General features: G+C 72.1%; 21 protein-coding genes. 16 read left to right on the top strand and 5 right to left on the bottom strand.

Features of this window, described 5'->3' with window-relative positions:
- Position 1 precedes the first annotated feature (1 nt).
- From narH to I601_RS17910, 14 genes are all read left to right on the top strand, one after another.
- The gene (gene narH / locus I601_RS17975; RefSeq protein WP_068112802.1) at positions 2-1,666 is read left to right on the top strand and encodes a nitrate reductase subunit beta; all 1,665 of its coding nucleotides are present in this window, start codon (positions 2-4) and stop codon (positions 1,664-1,666) included.
- Positions 1,663-2,379, top strand: coding sequence for a nitrate reductase molybdenum cofactor assembly chaperone (gene narJ / locus I601_RS17970; protein WP_068112799.1), 717 nt, complete (start codon positions 1,663-1,665; stop codon positions 2,377-2,379). The genes narH and narJ overlap by 4 nt, the downstream gene beginning before the upstream one ends.
- Position 2,380: 1 nt before the next feature.
- On the top strand, positions 2,381-3,109 hold the full coding sequence (gene narI / locus I601_RS17965; RefSeq protein WP_068112796.1) for a respiratory nitrate reductase subunit gamma: 729 nt from the start codon (positions 2,381-2,383) through the stop codon (positions 3,107-3,109).
- Positions 3,110-3,158: 49 nt separating this feature from the next.
- Complete coding sequence (locus tag I601_RS17960) at positions 3,159-4,034, top strand: phosphotransferase family protein (protein ID WP_084527786.1); 876 nt, start codon at positions 3,159-3,161, stop codon at positions 4,032-4,034.
- 11 nt (positions 4,035-4,045) lie between these two features.
- Entirely contained in the window at positions 4,046-4,657 is a 612-nt protein-coding gene (locus I601_RS17955) for a YczE/YyaS/YitT family protein (RefSeq protein WP_068112795.1), read from the top strand.
- A 64-nt stretch (positions 4,658-4,721) separates the two neighbouring features.
- A complete protein-coding gene (locus I601_RS17950) occupies positions 4,722-5,765 on the top strand; it encodes an iron-siderophore ABC transporter substrate-binding protein (RefSeq protein WP_068112791.1) in 1,044 nt (347 codons plus the stop codon).
- Positions 5,762-6,793: a FecCD family ABC transporter permease gene (locus I601_RS17945; RefSeq protein ID WP_237089460.1), complete on the top strand. Its 1,032-nt coding sequence runs from the start codon at positions 5,762-5,764 to the stop codon at positions 6,791-6,793. Before I601_RS17950 ends, I601_RS17945 begins: the two co-directional genes overlap by 4 nt.
- Positions 6,790-7,848, top strand: a complete 1,059-nt coding sequence (locus tag I601_RS17940) for a FecCD family ABC transporter permease (protein ID WP_237089459.1) — start codon at positions 6,790-6,792, stop codon at positions 7,846-7,848. The genes I601_RS17945 and I601_RS17940 overlap by 4 nt, the downstream gene beginning before the upstream one ends.
- Positions 7,845-8,672, top strand: coding sequence for an ABC transporter ATP-binding protein (locus I601_RS17935; RefSeq protein WP_068112790.1), 828 nt, complete (start codon positions 7,845-7,847; stop codon positions 8,670-8,672). The genes I601_RS17940 and I601_RS17935 overlap by 4 nt, the downstream gene beginning before the upstream one ends.
- Positions 8,669-9,619: a siderophore-interacting protein gene (locus I601_RS17930; protein WP_068112785.1), complete on the top strand. Its 951-nt coding sequence runs from the start codon at positions 8,669-8,671 to the stop codon at positions 9,617-9,619. Before I601_RS17935 ends, I601_RS17930 begins: the two co-directional genes overlap by 4 nt.
- A gap of 77 nt (positions 9,620-9,696) precedes the next feature.
- A complete protein-coding gene (locus I601_RS17925) occupies positions 9,697-10,695 on the top strand; it encodes a hypothetical protein (protein ID WP_068112782.1) in 999 nt (332 codons plus the stop codon).
- A complete protein-coding gene (locus I601_RS17920; protein ID WP_218917693.1) occupies positions 10,692-11,018 on the top strand; it encodes a PadR family transcriptional regulator in 327 nt (108 codons plus the stop codon). Before I601_RS17925 ends, I601_RS17920 begins: the two co-directional genes overlap by 4 nt.
- Positions 11,019-11,022: 4 nt before the next feature.
- Positions 11,023-11,595, top strand: a complete 573-nt coding sequence (locus I601_RS17915; protein ID WP_068112780.1) for an HhH-GPD-type base excision DNA repair protein — start codon at positions 11,023-11,025, stop codon at positions 11,593-11,595.
- Between the two features lie 154 nt (positions 11,596-11,749).
- On the top strand, positions 11,750-13,222 hold the full coding sequence (locus I601_RS17910) for an RNA polymerase sigma factor (RefSeq protein WP_068112778.1): 1,473 nt from the start codon (positions 11,750-11,752) through the stop codon (positions 13,220-13,222).
- A gap of 148 nt (positions 13,223-13,370) precedes the next feature.
- Here I601_RS17910 and I601_RS17905 read toward each other — a convergent pair whose 3' ends face one another.
- Complete coding sequence (locus tag I601_RS17905) at positions 13,371-13,673, bottom strand: DUF7455 domain-containing protein (RefSeq protein ID WP_418303071.1); 303 nt, start codon at positions 13,671-13,673, stop codon at positions 13,371-13,373.
- 241 nt (positions 13,674-13,914) lie between these two features.
- Here I601_RS17905 and I601_RS17900 point away from each other — a divergent pair, with 241 nt between their 5' ends.
- Together I601_RS17900 and I601_RS17895 are read left to right on the top strand one after the other, a co-directional pair.
- The gene (locus I601_RS17900) at positions 13,915-16,023 is read left to right on the top strand and encodes a DNA gyrase/topoisomerase IV subunit B (RefSeq protein WP_068112774.1); all 2,109 of its coding nucleotides are present in this window, start codon (positions 13,915-13,917) and stop codon (positions 16,021-16,023) included.
- A 37-nt stretch (positions 16,024-16,060) separates the two neighbouring features.
- Positions 16,061-17,764, top strand: a complete 1,704-nt coding sequence (locus tag I601_RS17895; RefSeq protein WP_218917692.1) for a glycoside hydrolase family 3 protein — start codon at positions 16,061-16,063, stop codon at positions 17,762-17,764.
- Between the two features lie 118 nt (positions 17,765-17,882).
- Here I601_RS17895 and I601_RS17890 read toward each other — a convergent pair whose 3' ends face one another.
- From I601_RS17890 to I601_RS17875, 4 genes are read right to left on the bottom strand one after another with little or no spacing between them, the layout of a single operon-like run.
- On the bottom strand, positions 17,883-18,395 hold the full coding sequence (locus I601_RS17890; protein ID WP_068112771.1) for a beta-class carbonic anhydrase: 513 nt from the start codon (positions 18,393-18,395) through the stop codon (positions 17,883-17,885).
- 10 nt (positions 18,396-18,405) lie between these two features.
- Positions 18,406-20,199, bottom strand: a complete 1,794-nt coding sequence (locus I601_RS17885; protein WP_068112768.1) for an MFS transporter — start codon at positions 20,197-20,199, stop codon at positions 18,406-18,408.
- A complete protein-coding gene (locus I601_RS17880; protein WP_068112765.1) occupies positions 20,196-20,909 on the bottom strand; it encodes an LppX_LprAFG lipoprotein in 714 nt (237 codons plus the stop codon). Before I601_RS17880 ends, I601_RS17885 begins: the two co-directional genes overlap by 4 nt.
- 5 nt (positions 20,910-20,914) lie before the next feature.
- Complete coding sequence (locus I601_RS17875) at positions 20,915-23,425, bottom strand: DNA gyrase/topoisomerase IV subunit A (RefSeq protein ID WP_068115231.1); 2,511 nt, start codon at positions 23,423-23,425, stop codon at positions 20,915-20,917.
- Between the last annotated feature and the right edge of the window lie 12 nt (positions 23,426-23,437).

Here is a 23,437-nt window from a genome sequence, read left to right as displayed (position 1 = left end):
CATGCGCGTGATGGCCCAGATGGCGATGGTCATGAACCTCGACAAGTGCATCGGCTGCCACACCTGCTCGGTGACCTGCAAGCAGGCGTGGACCAACCGCACCGGTACGGAGTACGTGTGGTTCAACAACGTCGAGACCCGGCCGGGGCAGGGCTACCCGCGCACCTACGAGGACCAGGAGCAGTGGAAGGGCGGCTGGGAGCTGAACAAGCGGGGTCGGCTCAAGCTCAGGGCCGGCGGCCGGTTCAAGAAGCTCGCCACCATCTTCTCCAACCCCAAGATGCCCTCGATCCAGGACTACTACGAGCCCTGGACCTACGACTACTCGACCCTGACCGACGCGCCCGCCCAGGAGCACACGCCGGTGGCGCGGCCCCAGTCGCTGCTCACGGGCAAGAACATGAAGGTCGAGTGGTCCTCGAACTGGGACGACAACCTGGGCGGCTCGGCAGCCACCGCCAAGCACGACCCGATGCTGGCCAAGATCGCCGACAAGGTGCGCATGGAGTTCGAGGAGACCTTCATGTTCTACCTCCCGCGCATCTGCGAGCACTGCCTCAACCCGTCGTGCGCGGCCTCCTGCCCCAGCGGTGCGATCTACAAGCGCTCCGAGGACGGCATCGTCCTGGTCGACCAGGACCGCTGCCGCGGGTGGCGGATGTGCGTGTCGGGCTGCCCGTACAAGAAGGTCTACTTCAACCACAAGACCGGCAAGGCCGAGAAGTGCACGTTCTGCTTCCCGCGCATCGAGGTGGGCCTGCCGACGGTCTGTGCGGAGACCTGCGTCGGGCGGCTGCGCTACATCGGGCTGATCCTGTACGACGCCGACGCGGTGCTCGAGGCGGCGTCGGTGCCCGATGACCACGACCTGTACGAGGCCCAGCGTGCGCTCCTGCTGGACCCCAACGACTCGGAGGTCGTGCGTGCCGCCGAGCGCGACGGCATCCCGCACGACTGGATCGAGGCCGCTCAGCGCTCGCCGATCCACGCGCTGATCAACGTCTTCAAGGTCGCCCTGCCACTGCACCCGGAGTACCGGACCATGCCGATGGTCTGGTACATCCCGCCGCTGTCGCCGGTGGTCGACGTGGTCAAGGACACCGGGTACGACGCCGAGGACCGGACCAACCTGTTCGCGGCCATCGACGCACTCCGGATCCCGATCGAGTACCTCGCCGAGCTCTTCACCGCCGGTGACGTCGCCGTCGTCGACAAGGTGCTCAAGAAGCTCGCCGCCATGCGCTGCTACATGCGCGACATCAACATGGGCCGCGAGCCGGACGCCTCGATCCCGGCGGCCGTCGACATGAGCGAGGAGGAGATGTACGACATGTACCGCCTCCTGGCCATCGCCAAGTACGACGAGCGCTACGTCATCCCGCCGGCGCACGCCGAGCAGGGCCACTCCCTCGAGGAGCTCGCCACCGAGTGCGCGGTCGCTGACTACGACGGCGGGCGGCAGGACCTCTTCGGCGAGGGGTCGGGCGTGCCGACCCCGATCGCCGTCGAGAACTTCCAGATGCTCCAGCAGCGGCAGGGCGCTGACAGCCTCGCCGGTCCGGAGGACAAGGGACGTCGGGTGAACCTGCTCAACTGGGACGGCAAGGGCTCGCCGGCAGGGCTGTTCCCGCAGCGGGCCGACCGGGACAGCGAGGACCCGCGATGAGAGTGCCCACGCTGCGACGTCGACGCGAGATCACCGACGAGGAGCTCTCCTGGACCTGGCAGACGGCCTCCCTGCTGCTGGGCTACCCCGACGAGGAGCTCCTGGGGCGCGTCGACCTGCTGCGCCAGGTGTGTGCGGCGTTGCCGTCGACGCTGGGGGAGCCGTTGAACCGGACGCTCGAGCACCTCACAGCCACCCCGCTCACGCTGCTCCAGGAGGAGTACGTCGAGACCTTCGACACCCGGCGGCGGCACAACCTGTTCCTGACCTACTTCGCCCACGGCGACACCCGCAAGCGCGGGGTGGCGCTGCTGCGCTTCAAGCAGACCTACATGCGTGCCGGTTTCGACCTGCGCGACGACGAGCTGCCCGACCACCTGTGCGTGGTGCTGGAGTTCGCGGCCACCATCGACCGCGACGAGGGACGGACGCTGATCCTGGACCACCGGGCCGGGCTCGAGCTGCTGCGCTTGGCATTGGGCGAGAAGGGCTCGCCCTGGGCAGGCGCGGTCGCTGCGGTCACGGCCACCCTGCCTCCCCTCGGCGACGACGAGCGCGGCGCCATCGCCCGGCTGGCGGCCGAGGGGCCACCGGAGGAGGAGGTCGGGCTGACCCCGTACGCCACCCCGGCCTTCGACCCGGCCACCGCCGTCCCACCGCCCGAGGCCGGGCCCACCGCCCTGCCGATGCCGACCTTCCCAGGAGCACGCTGACATGGACGTCTTCCTGTGGGTGATCGTTCCCTACCTCTGCCTGGCGACCTTCGTCGTGGGCCACTTCTGGCGGTACCGCTACGACAAGTTCGGCTGGACCACGCGCTCCTCGCAGCTCTACGAGGACAAGCTGCTGCGGCTCGGCTCACCGCTGTTCCACTTCGGGATGCTCGGTGTGATCGGCGGGCACGTGCTCGGACTCCTGATCCCGCAGGCCTGGACCGACGCGCTGGGCGTCAGCCACCAGACGTACCACGTCGTGGCGGTGGCCGGCGGACTCGCAGCCGGGATCGCGGCGGTCGTCGGGATGGCCATCCTGATCTACCGACGCCGCACCGTCGGGCCAGTCTTCTCGGCCACCACCGTCATGGACAAGGTGATGTACGCCTTCCTCGCCGCTGCGATCTTCCTGGGCATGTGGAACACGATCGCCGGCTCGATCCTGACGATCGGCGGTGAGTACAACTACCGCGAGGGCGTCTCGGTGTGGTTCCGCTCGTTCCTGGCCTTCCAGCCGGACGCGGCCCTGATGGCCGATGCACCCATCGGGTTCCAGCTGCACGCGCTGGTGGCCTTCGGGCTGTTCGCACTGTGGCCGTTCACGCGTCTGGTGCACGTCTTCAGTGCCCCGCTCGGCTACCTGACCCGGCCCTACATCGTCTACCGCAGCCGCGACTCCGAGCTCGGCACGCACCGCCCCCGAGCGGGATGGGACAACGTCTCGTCCTGAACCGGCTGTAGCGGACGGGTCGCCCCGGGGCCCGTCTAGGGTCAGCGCCGTGGGCACAGCCATCGACCGGGCGATCATCGAGGCTTCGAGCGCACTGGTGGGCGAGCAGCTGCGGTTCGTGGAGCTGCTGGGCGGTGGGCAGCACGCGCGGACGATCCTCGCCGACGGCCGATCGGGGGAGTACGTGCTCCGCCGCTTCGCGCCGGGCGACCCAGCGGTCGAGCACGAGGTCGAGGTCCTGGCCCGGCTGGCCCCGCTGGCAGACCTGACACCTCGCGTGGTCGCGCACACGGACCGTCCACCGCCGGGATCGATGCCGGGATCGATGCTGGGTTCGATCATGGTCACGAGCAGGGTCCGTGGAGCCCCTCCCGCGCCGACGCTGTCGCTGATGAGCATCGCGGCGCAGATGGCGGCAGCACTCGCGAGGATCCATCGTGAGTCAGGTGACGGACTGCGCGAGGTCCCGGTGCGACCTCCCGACGGGCGGGGCCCCATGAGCGACATGGCGAGGGCGGGCTGGCCCGCGCTGGAGTGCTCCGAGCGGGTGCTGACCCACTACGACTACTGGTGCGGCAACGCACTGTGGGTCGAGGACCGCCTCACCGGCATCGTCGACTGGTCCGGCGCGCGCAGCGGGCCACGCGGGGTCGATGTCGCCTGGTGCCGACAGGACCTGGTCCTGCTGGGGTCACCCACGGCGGCGGACGCCTTCCTTTGCCGCTACGAGAGCTGCGCCGGTGTGGCGGTCCCGGACATCCACGCCTGGGACGTGCAGGCGGCTGCGCAGGCGGACAGTGCAGTCGAGACGTGGGCGCCCAACTACCACCAGGTCGGCCGCCCGCAGCTCGACGCCCCGACCCTGCGGACCAGGCTCGACGCGTGGATCGCCGACCTGCTGCAGATCCGGCCGGCCCCGAGATGAGGACCCGAGGCATGGTCCTGCACCCTGGTCGCACCGCCCTGGTCGTGGGCGGGTGCGTCGTCCTGGGTGCCGGCGTCGCGATGCTCCTGTCCGCGGATCTCGGTTCGGACGGGTACTCCACGCTGGTCAACGGTGTTGCCCAGCGCCTGGGGGTGTCGTTCTGGAGCGCCAACCTGGCGATCGGCGTGCTCTTCCTCCTCCTCGCGGCCTGGCGGCGGGTCTACCCGGGACCGGGAACCCTCATCCAGGTGGTCGTCGTCGGGGCCACCGTCTCGGCGATGCTCGACGTCCTGACCACTCCCGGCTCGCTGCTGGGGCAGCTGGCGCTGCTGGTGGCAGCCATCCCGGTCCTCGCCGTCGGGATCGCGGCCTACCTCGGCAGCCAGCTGGGCGCCGGGCCGACCGAAGCCGCGGCCCTGGCCTGGGACCCGCCGTTGCCCTTCCGGTGGAGCTACAGCCTCGTGCAGGGCGGTGGCGCCCTCGTGGGTTGGCTCCTCGGCGCCACGGTCGGCGCCGGCACGATCGCGGTGATCCTCCTCCTCGGCCCGGCCGCGGGCCTGGCCGCACGACTCCTGCGGCTCGACGTGCGGCAACGCCACGGGGGGTCGGACCGGGGGGTCTGACGCGCGACAAGACCGACGTGAGTATGGTTAGGCTTACCTAACTTCCACGTCAGAGAGTCGACCCATGACCCGAACCACGCGCACGCTCGCGGGCCTCACCTCCGCCGCAGCCCTCATCCTGTCGGCCTGCTCCACCGGAGCGACCGACCCCGCATCGACCGACACTGCGGCGGACGCCGCCGCTCGCCCGCCGGCCGCCGCGGACGCCTTCCCCGTCACGATCGAGCACGCGCTCGGCGAGACCACCATCGAGGAGGCCCCGCAGCGGGTGGCCACGCTGGGCTGGGTCGATGACGACATCGCCCTCTCACTCGGAGTCGCGCCGGTCGGTGCGGTCGCGAAGTCGTGGGGCGGCAACGAGAACCGGTCGACCGACTGGTTCGACGCCGCCCTCGAGGAGCAGGGCGCCGAGCAGCCGGTGCGCTACGACGACACCGACGGCGCTCCCGTCGACGCGATCGCGGAGCTCGCCCCGGACGTGATCCTGGCGACCAACTCCGGGATCACCGAGAAGGAGTACGCCAAGCTCTCCAAGATCGCGCCGGTCGTCGCCTACCCGGACTTCCCGTGGGTCACCGAGTGGCGCACCTCGCTCGACATGATCGGCGACGCCCTGGGGCTCAGCGACCGGGCCGTCGAGGTCAGGGCCGAGACGGAGCAGGTCATCGAGGACGGGAAGGACGAGTACCCGGGCCTCGAGGGCACCTCGCTGGCCTTCGTCCACCTCACCCCCACCGACCTCTCGACCATCGGGCTGTACGCCGCCGCGGACAACCGGGTGCGCACCATGAACGACTTCGGCATGGTCAACGCCTCGATCGTCGACGAGGTCGTCGACGAAGGGCAGTTCTACGGCACCATGTCCGCCGAGCGGGCCGAGGACGTCGACGCCGACGTGGTCCTCTCGTACGCGGAGACCGAGGACGACGTGGCCGACCTCGCGGACGACCCACTGATCGGGCGCATCCCCGCGCTGCGCAGCGGCCACGTCTACGCGGAGGTCGACAAGCACCTGGGCGTCTCGATCACCAACCCCTCGCCGCTGTCGATGCCCTACATCGTCGAGCACTACCTGCCCGGTGTGGCCGAGGTGGTCCCCGCCTCGTGACCACCGTCGCCGAGATCGCCACGACCGAGCCGGTCCGCGAGGCCGTACCGGGGCGGCCGCCCTCCCGGATGGTCCCGCTCGGCGTGGTGGTGGCGCTGCTCGTGGCCGCGTGCGGGTCCGTGCTGATCGGCTCGCTGCCCGTCCCGCCCGCGGCGGTGCTGGACGGCGACCACGCCCAGCACGCGATCGCCATGGCCCGGCTCGACCGGACGATCCTGGGGATCGTCGTCGGAGCCGCGCTGGGCGCCGCCGGTGCCTGCTTGCAGGGCCTGACCCGCAACCCGCTCGCCGATCCCGGCATCCTCGGCATCAACGCCGGGGCGGCCATGGCCATGGTCGTCGCCATGGCCCTCCTCGGCCTCGGCTCGGTGACCGCGTTCGTGTGGGTCGCCTTCCTCGGCGCCGCCGGGGCCATGGTCGTCGTGCACGGCATCGCTGCCTGCGGGCGCGACGGCGCCACACCGGGCCGGCTCACCATCGCGGGCGCCGCCGTGACAGCCGTCCTCACGAGCCTGGTCAGCGCGGTGCTCCTCCTCGACCGCCGGACCATGGAGTCGTTCCGCTACTGGCAGGTCGGGACCCTCGGGGGACGACAGCTCCAGGTCGTGCTGGACGCGCTGCCCGTGCTGGTGCTCGGCATGGTTCTCGCGATCGCCGCCAGCCGCCGCCTCGACGCCCTGGCCCTCGGCGACGACGTGGCCGCAGGACTCGGAGCCTCCGTACGGCGCTCGCGGCTGGCCATCGGACTGGCCGCCACGCTCCTGGCGGGAGGGGCCACCGCTCTCGCCGGGCCGATCGGGTTCGTCGGCCTGCTCGTCCCGCACACCGCTCGGCTCGTGGTCGGACCGGCACACGCCAAGGTGCTGCCCCTGTCGGCCGCCCTGGGCGCGGTGCTGCTCCTGGTCGCCGACACCCTCGGCCGGGTGGTCCTGCCGCCCTCCGAGGTCCAGGTGGGCATCATGACCTCCCTGGTCGGCCTGCCGGTCTTCGTCTGGCTGCTGCGCGGTCCCCGGGGGGCGGCGCGGTGACGGAGCACCTGCCCGGCGTCGACCTCGGCCGGAGGCCGGACGCGGGCCTGGTCGTCGACGCGGCCCGGAGGCTGCCGCGACGGCGACGGCGGACCGTCGTCGCCGGCCTGGCCGTGCTGCTGGTCCTCACGTTCTCGGCCCGGGTGCTGCTGGGCGACTTCACCATCACGGTCCCCGACTTCATCCGGATCCTGTCCGGGGAACAGATCCCGGGCGCCACGTTCATCCTGATGGAGAGCAAGCTCCCGCGAGCCCTGCTGGCGCTGCTCGTCGGCGGCTCCTTCGGCCTGGCGGGAGCCCTCTTCCAGTCCACGCTGCGCAACCCGCTGGCCAGCCCGGACGTCATCGGGGTGAGCATGGGCGCCAGCGCCAGCGCGGTCTTCGCCATCGTGGTGCTCGATGCCGAGGGCGTCCCGCTCGCCGGGGCGGCGATCGTCGGTGCGCTCGCGGTCGCAGCCCTCACGCGCTGGGTCGCGGGCACCGGCACCGGCCAGTCGCTCGTGCTGGTGGGCGTCGGGGTCGCGACCGTGCTGGGGTCGGTGATCCAGTACTTCTTCACCCGTGCCGACGAGTGGGACGCCCACCTCGTGCTGCGCTGGCTCACCGGCAGCGTCGCCCAGGCCGACTGGGCCACCCTGCGGCTGCTGGGCGCGGCGCTGCTGGTCGTCCTCCCCGCCGTCGCCTGGGTCTCGCGCGACATGGGCGCGGCCGAGCTGGGACCCGACACCGCCGCGGCGCTCGGCGTCGCGCCGCGGCGTACCGACCTCGTCCTCGGCCTGGGTGTCGTGCTCGTCGCCGTCGGTGTCGCCGCGGCCGGCCCGATCGCCTTCGTCGCGTTCGTCTCCGGCCCCGTCTCCCGGGCGCTCGACGGCGGGCGCACGAGCCTGGTCGCCGCAGCCCTGGTCGGCGCCTGCCTCACCATCGGCGCCGACTACGCGGCCGACTACCTGGTCGGCGACGTCAACCTGCCCGTCGGGGTCGTCACGGGAGCGGTGGGAGCCCCGTTCCTGCTGTGGCTCCTGGCCCGCGACCGCACCGGAAGGAGGGCGGCATGACCGCTCGACTCAGCACCGACCACCTCGTGCTGGCCTACGACGACCGCGTGGTCGTCGACGGCCTCGACCTGGACCTGCCGGACGGCCGGGTCACCGTCGTCGTGGGCCCCAACGCCTGCGGCAAGTCGACGCTGCTGCGAGGGCTGGCCCGGCTGATGCGCCCCACCAGTGGCGCCGTGCTGCTCGACGGGCAGCGGATCCACTCGATGCCCACCCGTGACGTCGCCCGGGTGCTGGGCCTGCTGCCCCAGCACCCGACGGCCCCCGAGGGGATCAGCGTGGCCGACCTGGTCGCGCGGGGGAGGCACCCCCACCAGACGTTCCTCCGCCGCTGGGGCGCCGACGACCGGCGCGCGGTCGCCGAGGCGATGACGGAGACCGGGGTGCTCGAGCTGGCCGACCGCCCGGTCGACCAGCTCTCGGGCGGTCAGCGGCAACGGGTCTGGATCGCGATGGCCCTCGCCCAGGAGACCGACCTGCTGCTCCTGGACGAGCCCACGACCTACCTCGACCTGGCCCACCAGGTCGAGATGCTCGACCTGGTCGACCACCTGAACGCCTCCCGCGGCACCACCGTGGCGATGGTGCTCCACGACCTCAACCTCGCGGCGCGGTACGCCGACCACCTGGTCGCCATGCGCGGGGGCCGCGTGGTCGCCGCGGGTGCCCCGCGCGACGTCGTGACCGTCGAGCGGGTCCACGAGGTGTTCGGTCTCGAGTGCCGGGTCGTCACCGACCCGGTCGCCGGCACCCCGCTCGTGGTGCCCGTCGGTCGAGGCCGCCGTTCCGTCCACCACCCCGACCCGATCGGAGCCCCTGCATGACCACCTCCACCAGCACCGACCTGCCCCTGGTCCTCACCGAGGTGGAGGTCCTCTCGGCCCGACGCCTCTCACCCTCGTTCGTCAGGCTCGTCCTCGGCGGCGGCGTGCTCGGGGAGGTGGGGGTCGCCGGCCCGCTCCACGACCAGAGGTTCAAGCTCATCGTCCCCGACGTGCATGGCCGGCTCCCGTCCGTCGCGGGCGCGGACGAGACCTGGCTGAGGACGTGGCTCGACCGGCCCGCCGGGGTGGGCGGGCACATGCGCACGTACACGATCCGGGCGATCGAGGGGACGGGCCCGGGCACGAGGGTCGTCGTCGACGTCGTCGTGCACGCGGGCGGCGAGCCCGGGCCCGGTGCCGACTGGGCCGCGACGGCGTCCCCCGGCAGCCGCGCGGTGGTCCTGATGCCGCGCCGCGGCTTCGAGTTCGGTGGCATCGAGTGGGCGCCGCCGCCCGGGTCCGACCTGCTGCTGGTCGGCGACGAGACCGCGGTCCCGGCGGTCTGCGCGATCCTGGAGGGCCTGCCGGAGGACGCCGCCGGTGCCGCCTTCCTCGAGGTGCCGTGCGACGACGACGTCCAGGCGGTCTCCGCGCCGGCCGGCGTCGCCGTCACCTGGCTGCCGAGGGCCGGCGGATCGCACGGCGCGGCGCTGCACACAGCGGTGCTCGAGCACCTCGGTGCCCCCACCGTCGTCCTCGACGAACCGGAGGAGATCGACCCCGACCTGTGGGAGACCCCCACCTGGTCGTCGTCCGGTGCGGCCGTGCCCGCAGGGAGCGGTCCCCGTGCCGTCCGTCCGGACCTCGGCGCGCTGTACGCCTGGATCGCGGGTGAGGCCGCGACGGTGACGGCACTGCGGCGACACCTCGTCAAGGAGCTCGGCCTGGGTCGTCGTCAGGTGGCGTTCATGGGCTACTGGCGCCGCGGCGTCGCCATGAGGTCCTGATCGAGGCCAGAGGGTTGACCGGACGCAACGACACTGGTTGTATCTAGGTAGTAATCGTATCTAGGTAGGAGCTCGTGATGGTCAGCAACCAGTGGCCGATCCGGGACCGCGAGTGGGCGGCGCGGTACCAGAGGTCGATGGCGGGCAGGAACGTCCCCGCGGCTGCGCTCGAGGAGCGCGAGCGGGAGCTGCTCGGCGCGGTCCGCGAGGCGGACGTGCCCGCGGCGCGACTCCTCGGGGACCCGGACGAGCTGGCGTCCGAGGACGCGGCCGAGCTCGCCACCGTGGACGAAGCCGTCCGGAGGTCCGTGGGCGGGGGACTGCAGCCGGCGCTCCACGAGGCAGGCAACGTGCTGATGGGGGTCGGCCTCGTGACGTCGCTGGTCCTCGTCGTCCGCAGCGGATGGGCCGTCGACATCGACCTGGCGCTGGCTGCCGTCGGGGCGAGCGTGCTCGTCGTGTTCCTCGGATGGGTCGTGGTCCGGGCGCTCTTCGCGTCCGGGCGCACCGCTGCCGCGGTGGGGGCAGGGCTCGGCGCCGTGGCGCTCGCTGGCGCTGACCTCGCCTATGCGGGTGACCTCGGTGCCGGCGAGGTCGCCGTCCGTGGGGTGCCGGTGCCGCTGCTGGTGCTCGCCCTGCTGACCCCGGGTGTCACCGCGCTGGTCGTCGCCCACCGGATGTCTGGTCGCGAGCTCGGAGCGGAGTGGGACGACGCGACGTGGCTGCGCCGCTTCCGCGGCGGACTGCGTGGTCGCCTCGTGCCCGCGACCACCGCCCGCGGTCACGTGGCCGAGATCGAGCAGGCGCTGTCGGTCGGGGGCATGTCGGCGTACTCGGAGTTCGGGCACCCGCTGGTCCTCGCGCACGAGCTGGCCGCGGCCGACGCCACGGCACGCACGCGGCTCTGGGCGGTGTCCACCGTCGCAGCGGTCGGGGCACCGCTCACCATCGCGGCGCTCGTCCTCGTCAACCAGGGCTGGGGGAGGCTGACGGTGCCGGTGGCCGTGGTCTTCCTGCTGGCGGGCGTCAGTGCGGCCGTCGTCGGGTGGGGTCGTCGCCCGTGGGGGACTCGGTGAGCCTCGCCGCGTGGCAGCGGGCCTCGCTGCCCATGCTGGTCCTCAGTGTGCTCGCGGTCGCTCCGCGGCACGGCTACGGCATCTCGCAGGCTCTGGTGTCGGCGGGGTTGCAGCCCATCAAGGGCGCCCAGCTCTACCCGGCCCTGGTGCGTCTCGAGGACGAAGGAGCCATCGTGGCGCAGTGGGAGCAGAGCGAGTCCGGTCCTGCCCGGAAGGTCTACCAGCTGACCGAGTCGGGTCACGCGCTGCACCGAGACCTGCTGGCCCAGTGGAACGTCTTCATGGCTGCTGCCGAGGCGGTCGGTGCCGGTGGGGGAGGATGACGTCATGGCCATCCACATCACCGGCGACGAGACCGCCGACCAGGTCCTGACCGACTCCCCGTTCGCGCTGCTCGTGGGCATGATGCTCGACCAGCAGTACCCGATGGAGCACGCGTTCCGTGGGCCGGCGAAGGTCCTGGAGCGGTTCGGCACCCTGGAGCCGGCCACCATCGCGGCCGCCGATCCCGAGGAGTTCGCGGGGATGTGCGCCACCCCGCCGGCGATCCACCGCTTCCCGGGATCGATGGCCGCGCGCCTGCAGGAGCTCGCCCGGATCGTCACCGACGAGTACGACGGGCACGCGGAGCGGGTGTGGCTCGAGGCCGCGGACGGCAAGGACCTGCTCAAGCGGATGATGGCGCTGCCGGGCTTCGGCAAGCAGAAGGCGCAGATCTTCGTGGCGCTGCTGGCCAAGCAGCTCGACGTACGTCCCGACGGCTGGGACGCGGTGGTCGGCGACTACTCCCTCGAGGGCCACCGCTCGGTCGCGGACGTCGTCGACGGGGCGTCCCTGCAGAAGGTGCGGGACTTCAAGAAGCAGAAGAAGGCGGCCGCCAAGGAGCAGGCTGCTACCTGAGGTGCGCCTGAGCGGGACCTGAGCCCCTGCTGAGCCTCGGGCGAGCCGATCGGCTCGCCCTGATGCGCGAAGCCCACCACCCCCGTGGCAGAATGGGCACTGCGGCTCTTGACGACTCCGGGCCTTGCCGCGCCCACACGTCAGCACACGAGAGGTGTTCGTGTCCTCGAACGCACGCAAGATCCCAGCCGAGGTGCTCGCCCATCCCGCCGTGGCGGCCCTCATCGAGCACGGCACCCCGACGGGGAGCCTGACGCCTGAGGAAGTGAGGCAGGCCAGCGACGACGCGGCGATCGAGCCCAAGCACCTGAAGGCTCTGCTCGCCCACCTGAGTGGGCTGGGCATCTCGGTGCACATCGGCGCCGCGACCAGCGCCCGGGCCGTGGCAGCGACCTCGACGCGCAAGACGACCACCGCGAAGGCCGCCCCCGCCAAGGACGCCGCGGCGGAGCCGGCGAAGAAGGCCCCCGCGAAGAAGGCGACGGTGAAGAAGACGGCCGCCAAGAAGGCCGTCGCCGAGCCGGTCTCGCCGATCGTCGCCGCCGCCGTCGTGGTGGACGCCGACGGCAAGAAGGTCCTCCCGGACGTCCCGGACGAGCAGTTCGAGAAGGACGTCAAGGCCGACCCGACGATCAAGGAGGACGAGAAGTCCGCCTCCTTCGTCGTCTCGGACGCCGATGACAGCGGTGAGCCGGAGCAGCAGGTCATGGTCGCCGGCGCGACGGCCGACCCGGTCAAGGACTACCTCAAGCAGATCGGCAAGGTCCCTCTCCTCAACGCCGAGATGGAGGTCGAGCTCGCCAAGCGCATCGAGGCCGGCCTCTTCTCGGAGGAGAAGATGGGCAAGGGTGGCCGCATCGGCCCCAAGCTCCTCGAGGAGCTCGAATGGATCTCCGAGGACGGTCGTCGGGCCAAGAACCACCTCCTCGAGGCCAACCTCCGACTGGTCGTCTCGCTGGCCAAGCGCTACACCGGTCGCGGCATGCTCTTCCTGGACCTGATCCAGGAGGGCAACCTCGGCCTGATCCGCGCGGTCGAGAAGTTCGACTACACCAAGGGCTACAAGTTCTCGACGTACGCCACCTGGTGGATCCGTCAGGCGATCACCCGCGCGATGGCCGACCAGGCCCGCACGATCCGGATCCCGGTGCACATGGTCGAGGTCATCAACAAGCTCGCCCGCGTCCAGCGCCAGATGCTGCAGGACCTCGGCCGTGAGCCGACTCCCGAGGAGCTCGCCAAGGAGCTCGACATGACCCCCGAGAAGGTCATCGAGGTCCAGAAGTACGGCCGCGAGCCCATCTCGCTGCACACCCCGCTCGGCGAGGACGGCGACTCGGAGTTCGGCGACCTCATCGAGGACTCCGAGGCGATCGTGCCTGCCGACGCGGTCTCGTTCACGCTCCTGCAGGAGCAGCTGCACGCGGTCCTCGACACGCTCTCCGAGCGCGAGGCCGGTGTCGTGAGCATGCGCTTCGGCCTGACCGACGGCCAGCCGAAGACCCTCGACGAGATCGGCAAGGTCTACGGCGTGACCCGTGAGCGGATCCGCCAGATCGAGTCGAAGACGATGTCGAAGCTGCGCCACCCGTCGCGCTCGCAGGTCCTGCGCGACTACCTGGACTGAGCCGAACCACACCCCGAGAGCCGCCTGCGCACCCGCGCAGGCGGCTCTCGGCATCCCAGGGCGCCACGGGCGCCGGCCCGGGCTGAGACGCAGAACGACCCCCGGACCAGGTCCGGGGGCCGTTCTGGTGTTCGTCAGTCGTGCTGGATCACTCGGTCTCAGGGGCCTTGGCGGCCATGGGTGCGTCGGAGTTCAGCTTGTGGGTCTCGTCCACGACGTTCGAGGCGATCTCCTTCAGCTTGTCGCCGTGCTCGCGCGCGTGGTGGGCGCAGAAGAGCAGCTCGCCGCCGCTCATCAGCTCCACGCGGAGGTAGGCCTGGGCTCCGCAACGGTCGCAGCGGTCCGCCGCGGTCAGCGGGGCGCTGGGGGCAATCGTGGTGGTCACATCGGCCTCATTTCTTCGATCACTCGGTGCTGTGCTCAACGTAGCGAGGGGACCCAAGATTCCCATGTCTTGCTGGTTCCCGTGTCGCGACCATCTCAACCCGACCTTTCGGGTGAGAGGCCGGGTCCCGGTGTACCTCCCAGTGTGACTGCCGGTGCGGAGGTTCCGGGGCCGATCTCGCGGCTCTCGCCTTGATCGTGTCCACTTCGTGACGTGCTGCCCGTCACGCTAGCCGGTGGCCTCGAGGGCGAGCCTCTTCGGTCATCCGGCGTGTCGTCGGTAGATTCGGTGCCGAGCACCGGATCGGATTGCCGCCCACCGTCGTACGCACGTCTCGAGCAGGAGCCCCACGATCGCTGACAACACCTACAACGCCGCCCACCTCCTCGTCCTCGAGGGGTTGGAGGCCGTGCGCAAGCGCCCGGGCATGTACATCGGCTCCACCGACACCCGCGGCCTCATGCACTGCCTGTGGGAGATCATCGACAACGGGGTCGACGAGGCCCTGGCCGGCGCCGCGCACCGCGTGGAGGTCGTGCTGCACCCGGACGGCTCCGCGGAGGTCCACGACGACGGCCGGGGCATCCCGACCGACAAGGAGCCCAAGACCGGGCTCCCGGGTGTCGAGGTGGTGGCCACCAAGCTGCACGCCGGCGGCAAGTTCGGCGGCGGCTCGTACGTCGCCACCGGCGGTCTGCACGGCGTGGGCCTCTCGGTGGTCAACGCGCTGTCCTCGCGCATGGACATCGACGTCGAGCGCTCTCCCGCGGCGCAGGGCCTGTCCTTCCAGCGCGGCGTGCCCGGCGTCTTCGACTCCGAGGCCCTCACCGGCGGCTTCGAGGCCCGCTCGGGGCTGACCCGCAAGGGCGGCCGCGTGGCCAAGGGCCGCTCCGGCACCCGGATCCGGTTCTGGCCCGATCGGCAGATCTTCACCAAGGACGCCACCTTCGTCTACGACGAGCTGGTCACCCGGGCGCGCCAGACCTCCTTCATCGTCCCCGGGCTCGAGCTCGTGCTGCGCGACCTGCGCGGCGCCGAGCCGGTGGAGGAGAACTTCCTCCACCAGGGCGGCATCAGCGAGTTCACCGAGTTCCTGGCCCCCGACGAGGCGGTCACCTCGGTGCTGCGCCTGCAGGGCAGCGACACGTTCACCGAGACCGTCCCGCTGCTCGACGACAAGGGGCACATGACCCCGCAGGAGATCGAGCGCGAGCTCGTCGTCGACGTCGCGGTGCGGTGGGGGACCGGCTACGACACCGAGCTGCGCTCCTTCGTCAACGTCATCGCCACGCCCAAGGGCGGCACCCACCTGAGCGGCTTCGAGCAGGCGCTGACCAAGACCTTCAACGACGTGATGCGCCAGACCAAGGCGCTCAAGGTCAACGACGCCGACGTGATCAAGGACGACGTGCTCGAGGGCATGACCGGTGTGGTGACGGTGCGCCTGGCCGAGCCGCAGTTCGAGGGCCAGACCAAGGAGATCCTGGGTACGCCGGCCGCGCGCACCGTCGTGCGCAAGGTCGTGGCGCGCGAGCTGAAGGAGTGGCTGACGTCCGCCAAGCGGGAGCAGAAGGCCGAGGCCAAGCTCGTGATGGAGAAGGTCGTCGGTGCCGCCAGGACCCGCCTGGCCGCACGCCAGCACAAGGAGACCCAGCGCCGCAAGAACGCCCTGGAGTCCTCGGCGCTGCCCTCCAAGCTCGCCGACTGCCGCGACAACGACAACGAGCGCACCGAGCTCTTCATCGTCGAGGGTGACTCGGCGCTGGGCACCGCCAAGCTGGCCCGCGACTCCTCCTTCCAGGCGCTGCTGCCGATCCGCGGCAAGATCCTCAACGTCCAGAAGGCCTCGGTGGGCGACATGCTCAAGAACACCGAGTGCGCCTCGATCATCCAGGTGGTCGGCGCCGGCTCCGGGCGCACCTTCGAGCTCGACGCGCGACGCTACGGCCGGATCATCTTCATGGCCGACGCGGACTCCGACGGCGCCCACATCCGCTGCCTGCTCGCGACGCTCTTCTTCAAGTACATGCCCGAGCTGCTCACCGAGGGGCGCATCTACTCCGCCGTGCCGCCGCTGCACCGCATCGAGCTGTCCAACCCCAAGAAGGGGATGGAGAAGTACATCTACACCTATTCCGACGACGAGCTGCAGCGCAGGCTCGCCGAGCTGAAGAAGAAGAACGTGCGGTGGAAGGACCCGATCCAGCGCTACAAGGGGCTGGGCGAGATGGATGCCGACCAGCTGGCCGAGACCACCATGGACCCGCGCCGCCGCACCCTGCGCCGGATCACCGTCGACGACGCCGACGTGGCCAGCCAGGTCTTCGAGCTGCTGATGGGCTCCGACGTCGCGCCGCGCAAGGAGTTCATCGTCCAGGGCGCCTACGAGGTCGACATGGAGGCGCTGGACGCCTGACGGCGCCCGCTCACCGGGCGGCTGGGACGATGGGCGGGTGCCCCGTTCCCGCCGACCGTCCCGCCTGGTGGCGCTCGCGACGGCCACGCTGCTGCTGGGAGCCGGCTGCACCGACGATCCCGCCCCCCAGCGGCCCGAGGACGCCCCCGACGGGGGTGTGGCTGCCGCCGAGTCCCGCAGCGCCTCACAACGCCTGGGACTGCGCCCGGGGTGGGGCCCGGACCGCGCCGAGCTCGACGCAGCGGCGCGGCGTACGGCACGGCTGAGCCTGCCCGAGCTCGCCGGCCAGGTCATCGTCGCGCGCTGGAGCGGCTCCGGGGCACCCACCGCGCTGGTGCGTCGGCTGCACCTGGGCGGGGTGGTCGTCTTCGCCGAGAACGTCGCCTCCACCGACCAGCTGCGCAGCGCCACCCGGTCCCTGCAGCGCGACGTGGACCGGCCCTGGCCGCTGCTGGTGGCCGTCGACCAGGAGGGCGGCACCGTGGCGCGGATCCGGGGCGCGGCCACCGCGTTCCCGGCCTTCATGTCCGCCGGTGCGGCGGGTGACCCGGCCCTGACCCGGCGCACGTACGCCGCCAGCGGCCGCGAGCTGCGCGGCCTGGGGATCAACGTCGACCTCGCCCCCGATGCCGACGTCACCACCGGCCCGGCCGACCCGGTCATCGGCAGCCGCTCCGCCGGAGCCGAGCCCGCGGCGGTCGCCCGCCAGGCCGTCGCCGCCGCGCGCGGCTTCCGCGACGCCGGGGTGGTGCCGGTGGTCAAGCACTTCCCGGGACACGGGTCCCTGGTCACCGACAGCCACGTCGCGCTGCCCGTGCAGCGCCGCGGCATGGCGGCCCTGGCGCGCACCGACCTGCGACCCTTCCGGGCCGCGGTCGACGCCGGGCTGCCGGCGGTGATGACCGGCCACATCGCGCTCGCCGCGCTCGACCCCGGCGTCCCGGCCAGCCTGTCCCGGCCCGTGGTGACCGGTCTGCTGCGCGAGCGGCTCGGCTTCGACGGCGTCGTGATGAGCGACGCGCTCGACATGGCGGCGGTGAGCGGGCGGCGTACGCCGGCGGTGCAGGTGCTGCGCGCCGGTGGGGACGTCGTGCTGATGCCTCCCGACCCGGCCGCGAGCCGCGCCGCCATCGTCCGCGCGGTGCGGGACGGGCGCCTGAGCCGGACCCGCCTGCGCCAGGCCGCCGCGCGCACGATCGCGCTGCTCGAGCAGCAGCGCCGGGGCGACCCCGCGGCGCCGGGCAGCGGGCGCGCCGCCTCCCGTCGGCTCTCGGCCGCGGCGCTCACCGTCGTCGCGGGTCCCTGCCGCGGCCCGCTCGTCCCCGGGGCGGTGGTCCCGCTGGGCGGCTCGGCCGCGGTCTCGGCGTTCCGGTCCGCCGCCCGCTCCGCGGGTCTGGCGATGGGCAGCGTGCGCTACGTGAAGCCGCCGCGCCCCGAGCTGACCGGTCGCCGCAAGAAGGACCGTGCGGCCCTGCAGCGCTGGCGGCGCACCGAGGCGACCCGCGTGGTCCGCGGGACGCCGGTGCACCTGCTCAGCAGCGGCACGGCACCCGACAGCGGGGTCGTGGTCGCCACCGACCGGCCCTACCTGCTGGGCGCCTCGGACGCGCCGGTGCGGATCGCGACGTACGGCGAGACCCCGGGCGCGATGGCGGCGCTGGTCGAGGTGCTCCTCGGGCGCGAGCGCGCCCCCGGCCGGCTGCCGGTGGACGTGCCCGGGGTGCCGCGGCAGGGCTGCTGAGCGGCGTACCGGGCTCCCGGCCGCAGGCGTTGGGGTGATCCCGTAGGCGTTCGGGTGATGCAACACCCCAACGCCTACGGTTTCCCCGGGTACCCGGGGAAACCGCAGCAGGCGGGTCTCAGCAGAGCTGGGTCAGCAGGCCCGAGTCGACGTCGTAGATGAAGCCGCCGACCTGGAGGGTGTCGGGGATGAGCGGGTGCGAGCGGACCTTGGCGACGTCCTCGGCGAGGGTGGCCTCCTGGTCGGTGACGACGCTGAAGCTCTGCCAGGTCGAGTCGGAGCCGGCGGAGGCGGTCACCCGCTCGTGCAGCTCGGCCTCGGTGGCGCTGGCCATCGCGCAGCGGGTGTGCGGGATGACGAGGATGCGCTGGACGTTGAGCAGGTGCGCACCGAGCACCAGGGCCTCGAGCGCCTGCGGGGTGACGCGGCCACCGGGGTTGCGGAAGATCTTGGCGTCGCCGGGCTTGAGCCCGATCATCCCCAGCGGGTCGATGCGCGAGTCCATGCAGGTCACGATCGCGACACCGGCCTTGGCGACGCCGTCGAACCCGGCGAGGTCGAAGGTGTCGGCGAAGGAGCGGTTGGCCTCGAGGAGGTCGTCGAAGCCGGGGGTCAGGTCGTTGGCTGCCATGAACCGCAACCTAGCCGACCGCGGGCACCCCGGACCCCACGTCTCGGCCGTGACCTGCAGCACGTGTGTCGGCGCCCCGCAGGAGGACCAGGGCGAGCACCGCGGCCACGAGCGCGCAGGCGGCGGCGCCGAGGAAGACGGTCTGCTCCTGGGCGATGCCCGCGGTGCGCAACAGGTCGGAGTACTCCGCGCAGCGGGTGGTGCCGGCGGCGCACACGTCCTGGATCGGGGGGATGTCGGCCTGCTCGGCGTAGTAGCGGCGCAGGCCGATCGTGGTGAGTGCCGAGATGCCGATGAGCATCCCGACCATCCGGGCGACCACGACCATGGCCGACGCGAGCCCGTGCACGGCGTCGGCGGTGCTGGCCAGCACCGCGGCGTTGACCGGGGCCAGCGCGAGGCCGAAGCCGAGCCCGCCCACGACCAGCGGCACCGTGGCCGTCCAGCTCTCGAGCGCGGTGACGTCCCAGCGCGACATCATCACGAAGGCCACCGCGGCCATCGCCATCCCCACCGCGGTGACGACGCCGGCCGGCACCGTGCGGGTCAGGTAGCCACCGACGACCGCGCCCACGGGCAGGGCCACCAGGAAGCGCACGAGCACCAGCGCCGCGAGCAGCTGGGAGTCCTGGTACGTCGTGGTGCGCGCGAAGAGCGGCACGTCGATGAGCGCGGCGATCAGGGCGGCCCCGATGAAGAAGCTGACCACGACCGAGCCCCAGGCGGGCCGTGCCGCCAGCGCACCGCGGGGGAGCAGCGGGTCGCTGGCCCGGCGCAGGTGCACGACGAAGGCGATGCTCGCGACCCCGGCGCCCAGGAGGTACCAGAGCCCCTGGTCGGAGAAGACCTGCACCTTGGGGTCGGCGGTCGCGAAGGCGAGGATCACCCCGCCCAGCGCCACCGCCAGGTACGCCGCTCCGGTCACGTCCGCCTCGCGCAGCGACCGGCCCCAGGCGCGCAGGTCGACCAGCGGTCGTCGCGCGGTGAGGGTGCGGGCCACGAGCAGCAGCGCCAGCACCACCGTGGCCGCGCCGACCGGGGTCAGCCAACGCCCGCCCCCGTCGACGAAGGGGATGAAGAGACGGCCGTAGTCGAGGTCGGCCCGCAGCGAGTTCGGCGGCTGGAAGACCAGCCCGCCGGCCACCAGGAGCAGCACGAGCAGGAGGATCCCGACGAGGTCGGGCCAGCCGCGTCGAGCACGGGGTGGCCGGCTCGACGCGCCGCCCCGCGCGGAGAGGGTGGCGATGGCGGCGGCCAGCACCAGCCCGACGGCCAGGTTGATCAGGAAGATCGCGCGCCAGTCGGCGAAGGCCAGCACCGCGGCGCCGTACAGCGGTCCCACGACGCTGCCGATCTCCTGGACCGCCGAGACGAGCCCCAGCGGGACCCCGCGCCGCTCGCGTGGGTAGAGGTCGGCCACCAGCGCCAGGGTCGCCGGCACCAGCCCGCCGCCCCCGACACCCTGGAGGAAGCGACCGGTGACCATCGAGGGCATGTCGTAGGCGGCCGCGGTGACGATCGAGCCGACCGCGAAGATCACCAGGGAGGCCGTCAGCACAGGGACCCGGCCGCGCAGGTCGGCGATCCGGCCGATGAGGGGCAGCATGGCGACGTAGCCGAGCAGGAAGCCCGAGATGATCGGCGCGGCGCGCTGCAGCTGGTCGGGGGAGAGCCCGACGCCGGCCATCATGTCGACCAGGGCGAGGACCACCACGTAGGTGTCGGCGGCCGCGAAGGCGACCGCCACGGAGGCGAGGCCCAGCAGCAGCCGGGCGCCGCGGTCGGTGGTGCTCCGAGCGCTCACTCGGGCGCGGAGATGTCGGGCGCGGTGCCGTACCCGTCGAAGTCGACCGTGTACGTCATCGACCCGGCGTCGCCGTAGAAGTTGCCGGTGAGCTCGATGGAGCGCACCTCGCCGTCGTCGCTGACGGCGTACGACGCCGCGAAGTCACCTTCGGCGCTGGGGATGATGGTGGCCGCGACCTCCTCGGCGACGGTGCCGGTGTAGGTGGTCAGCACGTCCCGGTTGTCGGTGCCGCCGCGCACCTGCTCGCCCTGCTCGAGCTCCTCGGTGCTGGTCAGCAGCGAGGAGAAGCCGCCGTCGGCCGCCATCAGGGCAGCGGGGTCGGGGGCGCCGTACTCGGCGGGATCGATCTGGGACCAGCCGGTGGTCAGCGGGACCTGGGCGTGCACGACCCCGTCGACGGCGATCACCGGCACCTCGGGCTCGAAGCCCGCGAAGCGCACCCGGATGACGCCGTCGAAGGCGGCCGGGTCGGGCACACCGACCCCGTCGGCGCTCAGCAGGCCCTCGACGCCCTCGGGGAGGTCGTTCGTCGAGAGCGTGACCTGCACGCCACTGGTCTCGTCGAGGGTCGTCTTGGCCTCGGCGAGCACCTCCTGGGCAGTCGGGGCGTCCTCGCCGCTCGAGGAGTCGTCGCCGCTGCAGGCGGAGAGGGTGCCGAGGGTCAGCAGACCGGCTGCGGCCAGGGCCGCGAGAGTGGGAGCACGCATGTCACTCAGCCTTGCACATCGTCCGGCACCGCAGCGGCCACGTGGGCGGCGGTCGCCGGGACCCGCAGCGCGACCGGTCCGGCGCACGCGGCGATCGCCTGGGAGCCCACGACGCCGGAGCCGTCGCGGCGACCCGTGGCCTCGGGCAGGTCCACCGGCGCCCCGCTGGCCGCGGCGGCCCGGGCCGGTGCGGTGCCGGCCCAGGCCAGCACCAGGGCGTCCTCGCTCTTGAGGAACCGGTGGCAGCGCACACCACCGGTGGCGCGCCCCTTGGCGGGGTACTCCGAGAACGCGGTGACCTTGACCGCACCCGACTCGGTGCCGGGCAGCGCGGTCGAGGAGCCCGACGCCGTGACGAGCACCGACCCCTCGGGGGCGTCGGGGTCGAGCATCCCGAACCACAGCACCGACTGGCCCTCGGTGACCCGGACGCCGGCGATGCCGCCGCCGGAGCGGCCCTGCGGCCGCACCTGGTCGGCGGCGAAGTGCAGCAGCTGGGCGTCGGTGGTCACGAAGCACAGCGACTCGCGGCCGGTGACCAGCTCGACGGCACCGACCACCTCGTCGCCGTCCTTGAGCCCGATGACCTCCCAGTCGTCGCGGTTGAGCACCTCGGGGTTGACCCTCTTGACGACGCCCTGCTTGGTGCCGAGCGCGAGCCCCGGGCCCTCGCTGGCGAGCGTGCACAGCCCGAGGGCGCGCTCCCCGGTGCCCAGGGACACCAGCTCGCTCAGCGGTACGCCGCCCTGCAGGTTGGGGTCGTTGGCCGAGGCCGGGATCGTGGGCAGGTCGAGCACGGCCAGGCGCAGCACCCGGCCCTGGCTGGTCAGCACCCCGACCTCGGCGCGGGCGGTGGTGGCGACCGCGGAGACCACGACGTCGTGGTTCGTGCGACCGCCGCCGACCCCCGGCGCCTCGGCGCTCGAGGAGCGGGCCAGCAGGCCGGTGGAGGACAGGTAGGCGAAGCAGGGGTCGTCGGCGACCTCGAGCGGCGTCGCCGCGGCCGCGGCGGGCGTGCCCGCCGACTCCAGCAGCACCGTGCGGCGCGGGGTGCCGTAGGTCTTGGCGACCTCCGCGAGCTCGTCGGAGACGACCTCGCGCAGCAGCTGGTCGTCGGCGAGGATGGCGTCGAGCGCCTCGATCTCGGCCCGCAGCTGCTCCTGCTCCTTCTCCAGCTCGATGCGGCTGAAGCGGGTCAGGCGGCGCAGCTGCATCTCGAGGATGTAGTCGGCCTGGAGCACCGAGAGGTCGAAGACCGTCGTCAGCCGCTCCCGGGCCGCGCCCGCGTCGTCGCTGGTGCGGATCACCTGGATGATCTCGTCGATGTCGAGCAGCGCGATGAGCAGGCCGTCGACGAGGTGCAGCCGGTCGGCACGCTTGGTGCGCCGGAACTGCGAGCGTCGGCGCACGACGTCGTAGCGGTGCCCCAGGAAGACCTCGAGCATCTCCTTGAGGCCCAGGGTGCGGGGCTGGCCGTCGACGAGGGCGACGTTGTTGATGCCGAAGGAGTCCTCGAGCGGGGTCTGGCGGTAGAGCTGCTCGAGCAGGGCCTCGGGGACGAAGCCGTTCTTGACCTCGATCACCAGCCGCAGGCCGTGCTCGCGGTCGGTGAGGTCCTTGATGTCGGCGATGCCGGAGATCTTCTTGCCCTGGACGAGGGTCTTGATCCGCTCGACGATCCGCTCGGTGCCCACCCCGTAGGGCAGCTCGTTGACGACGATGGCCTTGCGTCGCCCGATCGTCTCGATCCGGGTGGTCGCCCGCATCTTGAAGGTGCCCCGGCCGGTCTCGTAGGCGTCGCGGATGCCGTCGAGGCCCACGATCTTGCCGCCGGTGGGCAGGTCGGGGCCGGGGATGAAGCGCATCAGGTCGTCGATGGTGGCGCCTGGGTGGATGACCATGTGCCGCAGCGCCTGGACCACCTCGACGAGGTTGTGGGGCGCGCAGTTGGTGGCCATGCCGACCGCGATGCCGGTGGTGCCGTTGACGACGAGGTTGGGGATCGCCGCCGGCAGCACCGTCGGCTCCATCTCCCGCGAGTCGTAGTTGGGCTTGAAGTCGACGGTGTCCTCGTCGATCGAGGCGGTCATCGCCACGGCCGGCGGCGCCATCCGGCACTCGGTGTAGCGCATGGCGGCGGGGGAGTCGTCCGGCGAGCCGAAGTTGCCGTGCCCGTCGACCAGCGGCAGCCGCATCGACCACGACTGGGCGGTGCGCACCAGGGCGTCGTAGATCGCGCTGTCGCCGTGCGGGTGCAGCCGACCCATCACCTCACCGACGACGCGGGCGCTCTTGACGTGCCCGCGGTCGGGCAGCAGGCGCATCTCGTTCATCGTGTAGAGGATCCGCCGCTGGACCGGCTTCAACCCGTCCCGGGCGTCGGGCAGCGCGCGGGAGTAGATGACGGAGTAGGCGTACTCGAGGAACGAGCTGCGCATCTCGTCACCGACGTCGATGTCGAGGATGTGCTCCTCGAAGTCGTCGGGCAGCGGTTGCTTGGTGGAACCTTTGGCCATGGCCACCATTCT

Source organism: Nocardioides dokdonensis FR1436 (assembly GCF_001653335.1).
Classification (GTDB): Bacteria; Actinomycetota; Actinomycetes; order Propionibacteriales; family Nocardioidaceae; genus Nocardioides; species Nocardioides dokdonensis.
The sequence above is the reverse complement of the archived record's forward strand: the minus strand, read 5'-3'. Positions and strand labels throughout refer to the sequence as shown.

Bases quoted from the DNA above. Each gene is read 5' to 3' on its own strand.
- narH (WP_068112802.1), top strand. From the start codon at position 2: ATGCGCGTGATGGCCCAGATGGCGATGGTCATGAACCTCGACAAGTGC.
- narJ (WP_068112799.1), top strand. From the start codon at position 1,663: ATGAGAGTGCCCACGCTGCGACGTCGACGCGAGATCACCGACGAGGAG.
- narI (WP_068112796.1), top strand. From the start codon at position 2,381: ATGGACGTCTTCCTGTGGGTGATCGTTCCCTACCTCTGCCTGGCGACC.
- I601_RS17955 (WP_068112795.1), top strand. From the start codon at position 4,046: ATGGTCCTGCACCCTGGTCGCACCGCCCTGGTCGTGGGCGGGTGCGTC.
- I601_RS17950 (WP_068112791.1), top strand. From the start codon at position 4,722: ATGACCCGAACCACGCGCACGCTCGCGGGCCTCACCTCCGCCGCAGCC.
- I601_RS17935 (WP_068112790.1), top strand. From the start codon at position 7,845: ATGACCGCTCGACTCAGCACCGACCACCTCGTGCTGGCCTACGACGAC.
- I601_RS17930 (WP_068112785.1), top strand. From the start codon at position 8,669: ATGACCACCTCCACCAGCACCGACCTGCCCCTGGTCCTCACCGAGGTG.
- I601_RS17925 (WP_068112782.1), top strand. From the start codon at position 9,697: ATGGTCAGCAACCAGTGGCCGATCCGGGACCGCGAGTGGGCGGCGCGG.
- I601_RS17915 (WP_068112780.1), top strand. From the start codon at position 11,023: ATGGCCATCCACATCACCGGCGACGAGACCGCCGACCAGGTCCTGACC.
- I601_RS17905 (WP_418303071.1), bottom strand. From the start codon at position 13,673: ATGGGAATCTTGGGTCCCCTCGCTACGTTGAGCACAGCACCGAGTGAT.
- I601_RS17890 (WP_068112771.1), bottom strand. From the start codon at position 18,395: ATGGCAGCCAACGACCTGACCCCCGGCTTCGACGACCTCCTCGAGGCC.
- I601_RS17880 (WP_068112765.1), bottom strand. From the start codon at position 20,909: ATGCGTGCTCCCACTCTCGCGGCCCTGGCCGCAGCCGGTCTGCTGACC.
- I601_RS17875 (WP_068115231.1), bottom strand. From the start codon at position 23,425: ATGGCCAAAGGTTCCACCAAGCAACCGCTGCCCGACGACTTCGAGGAG.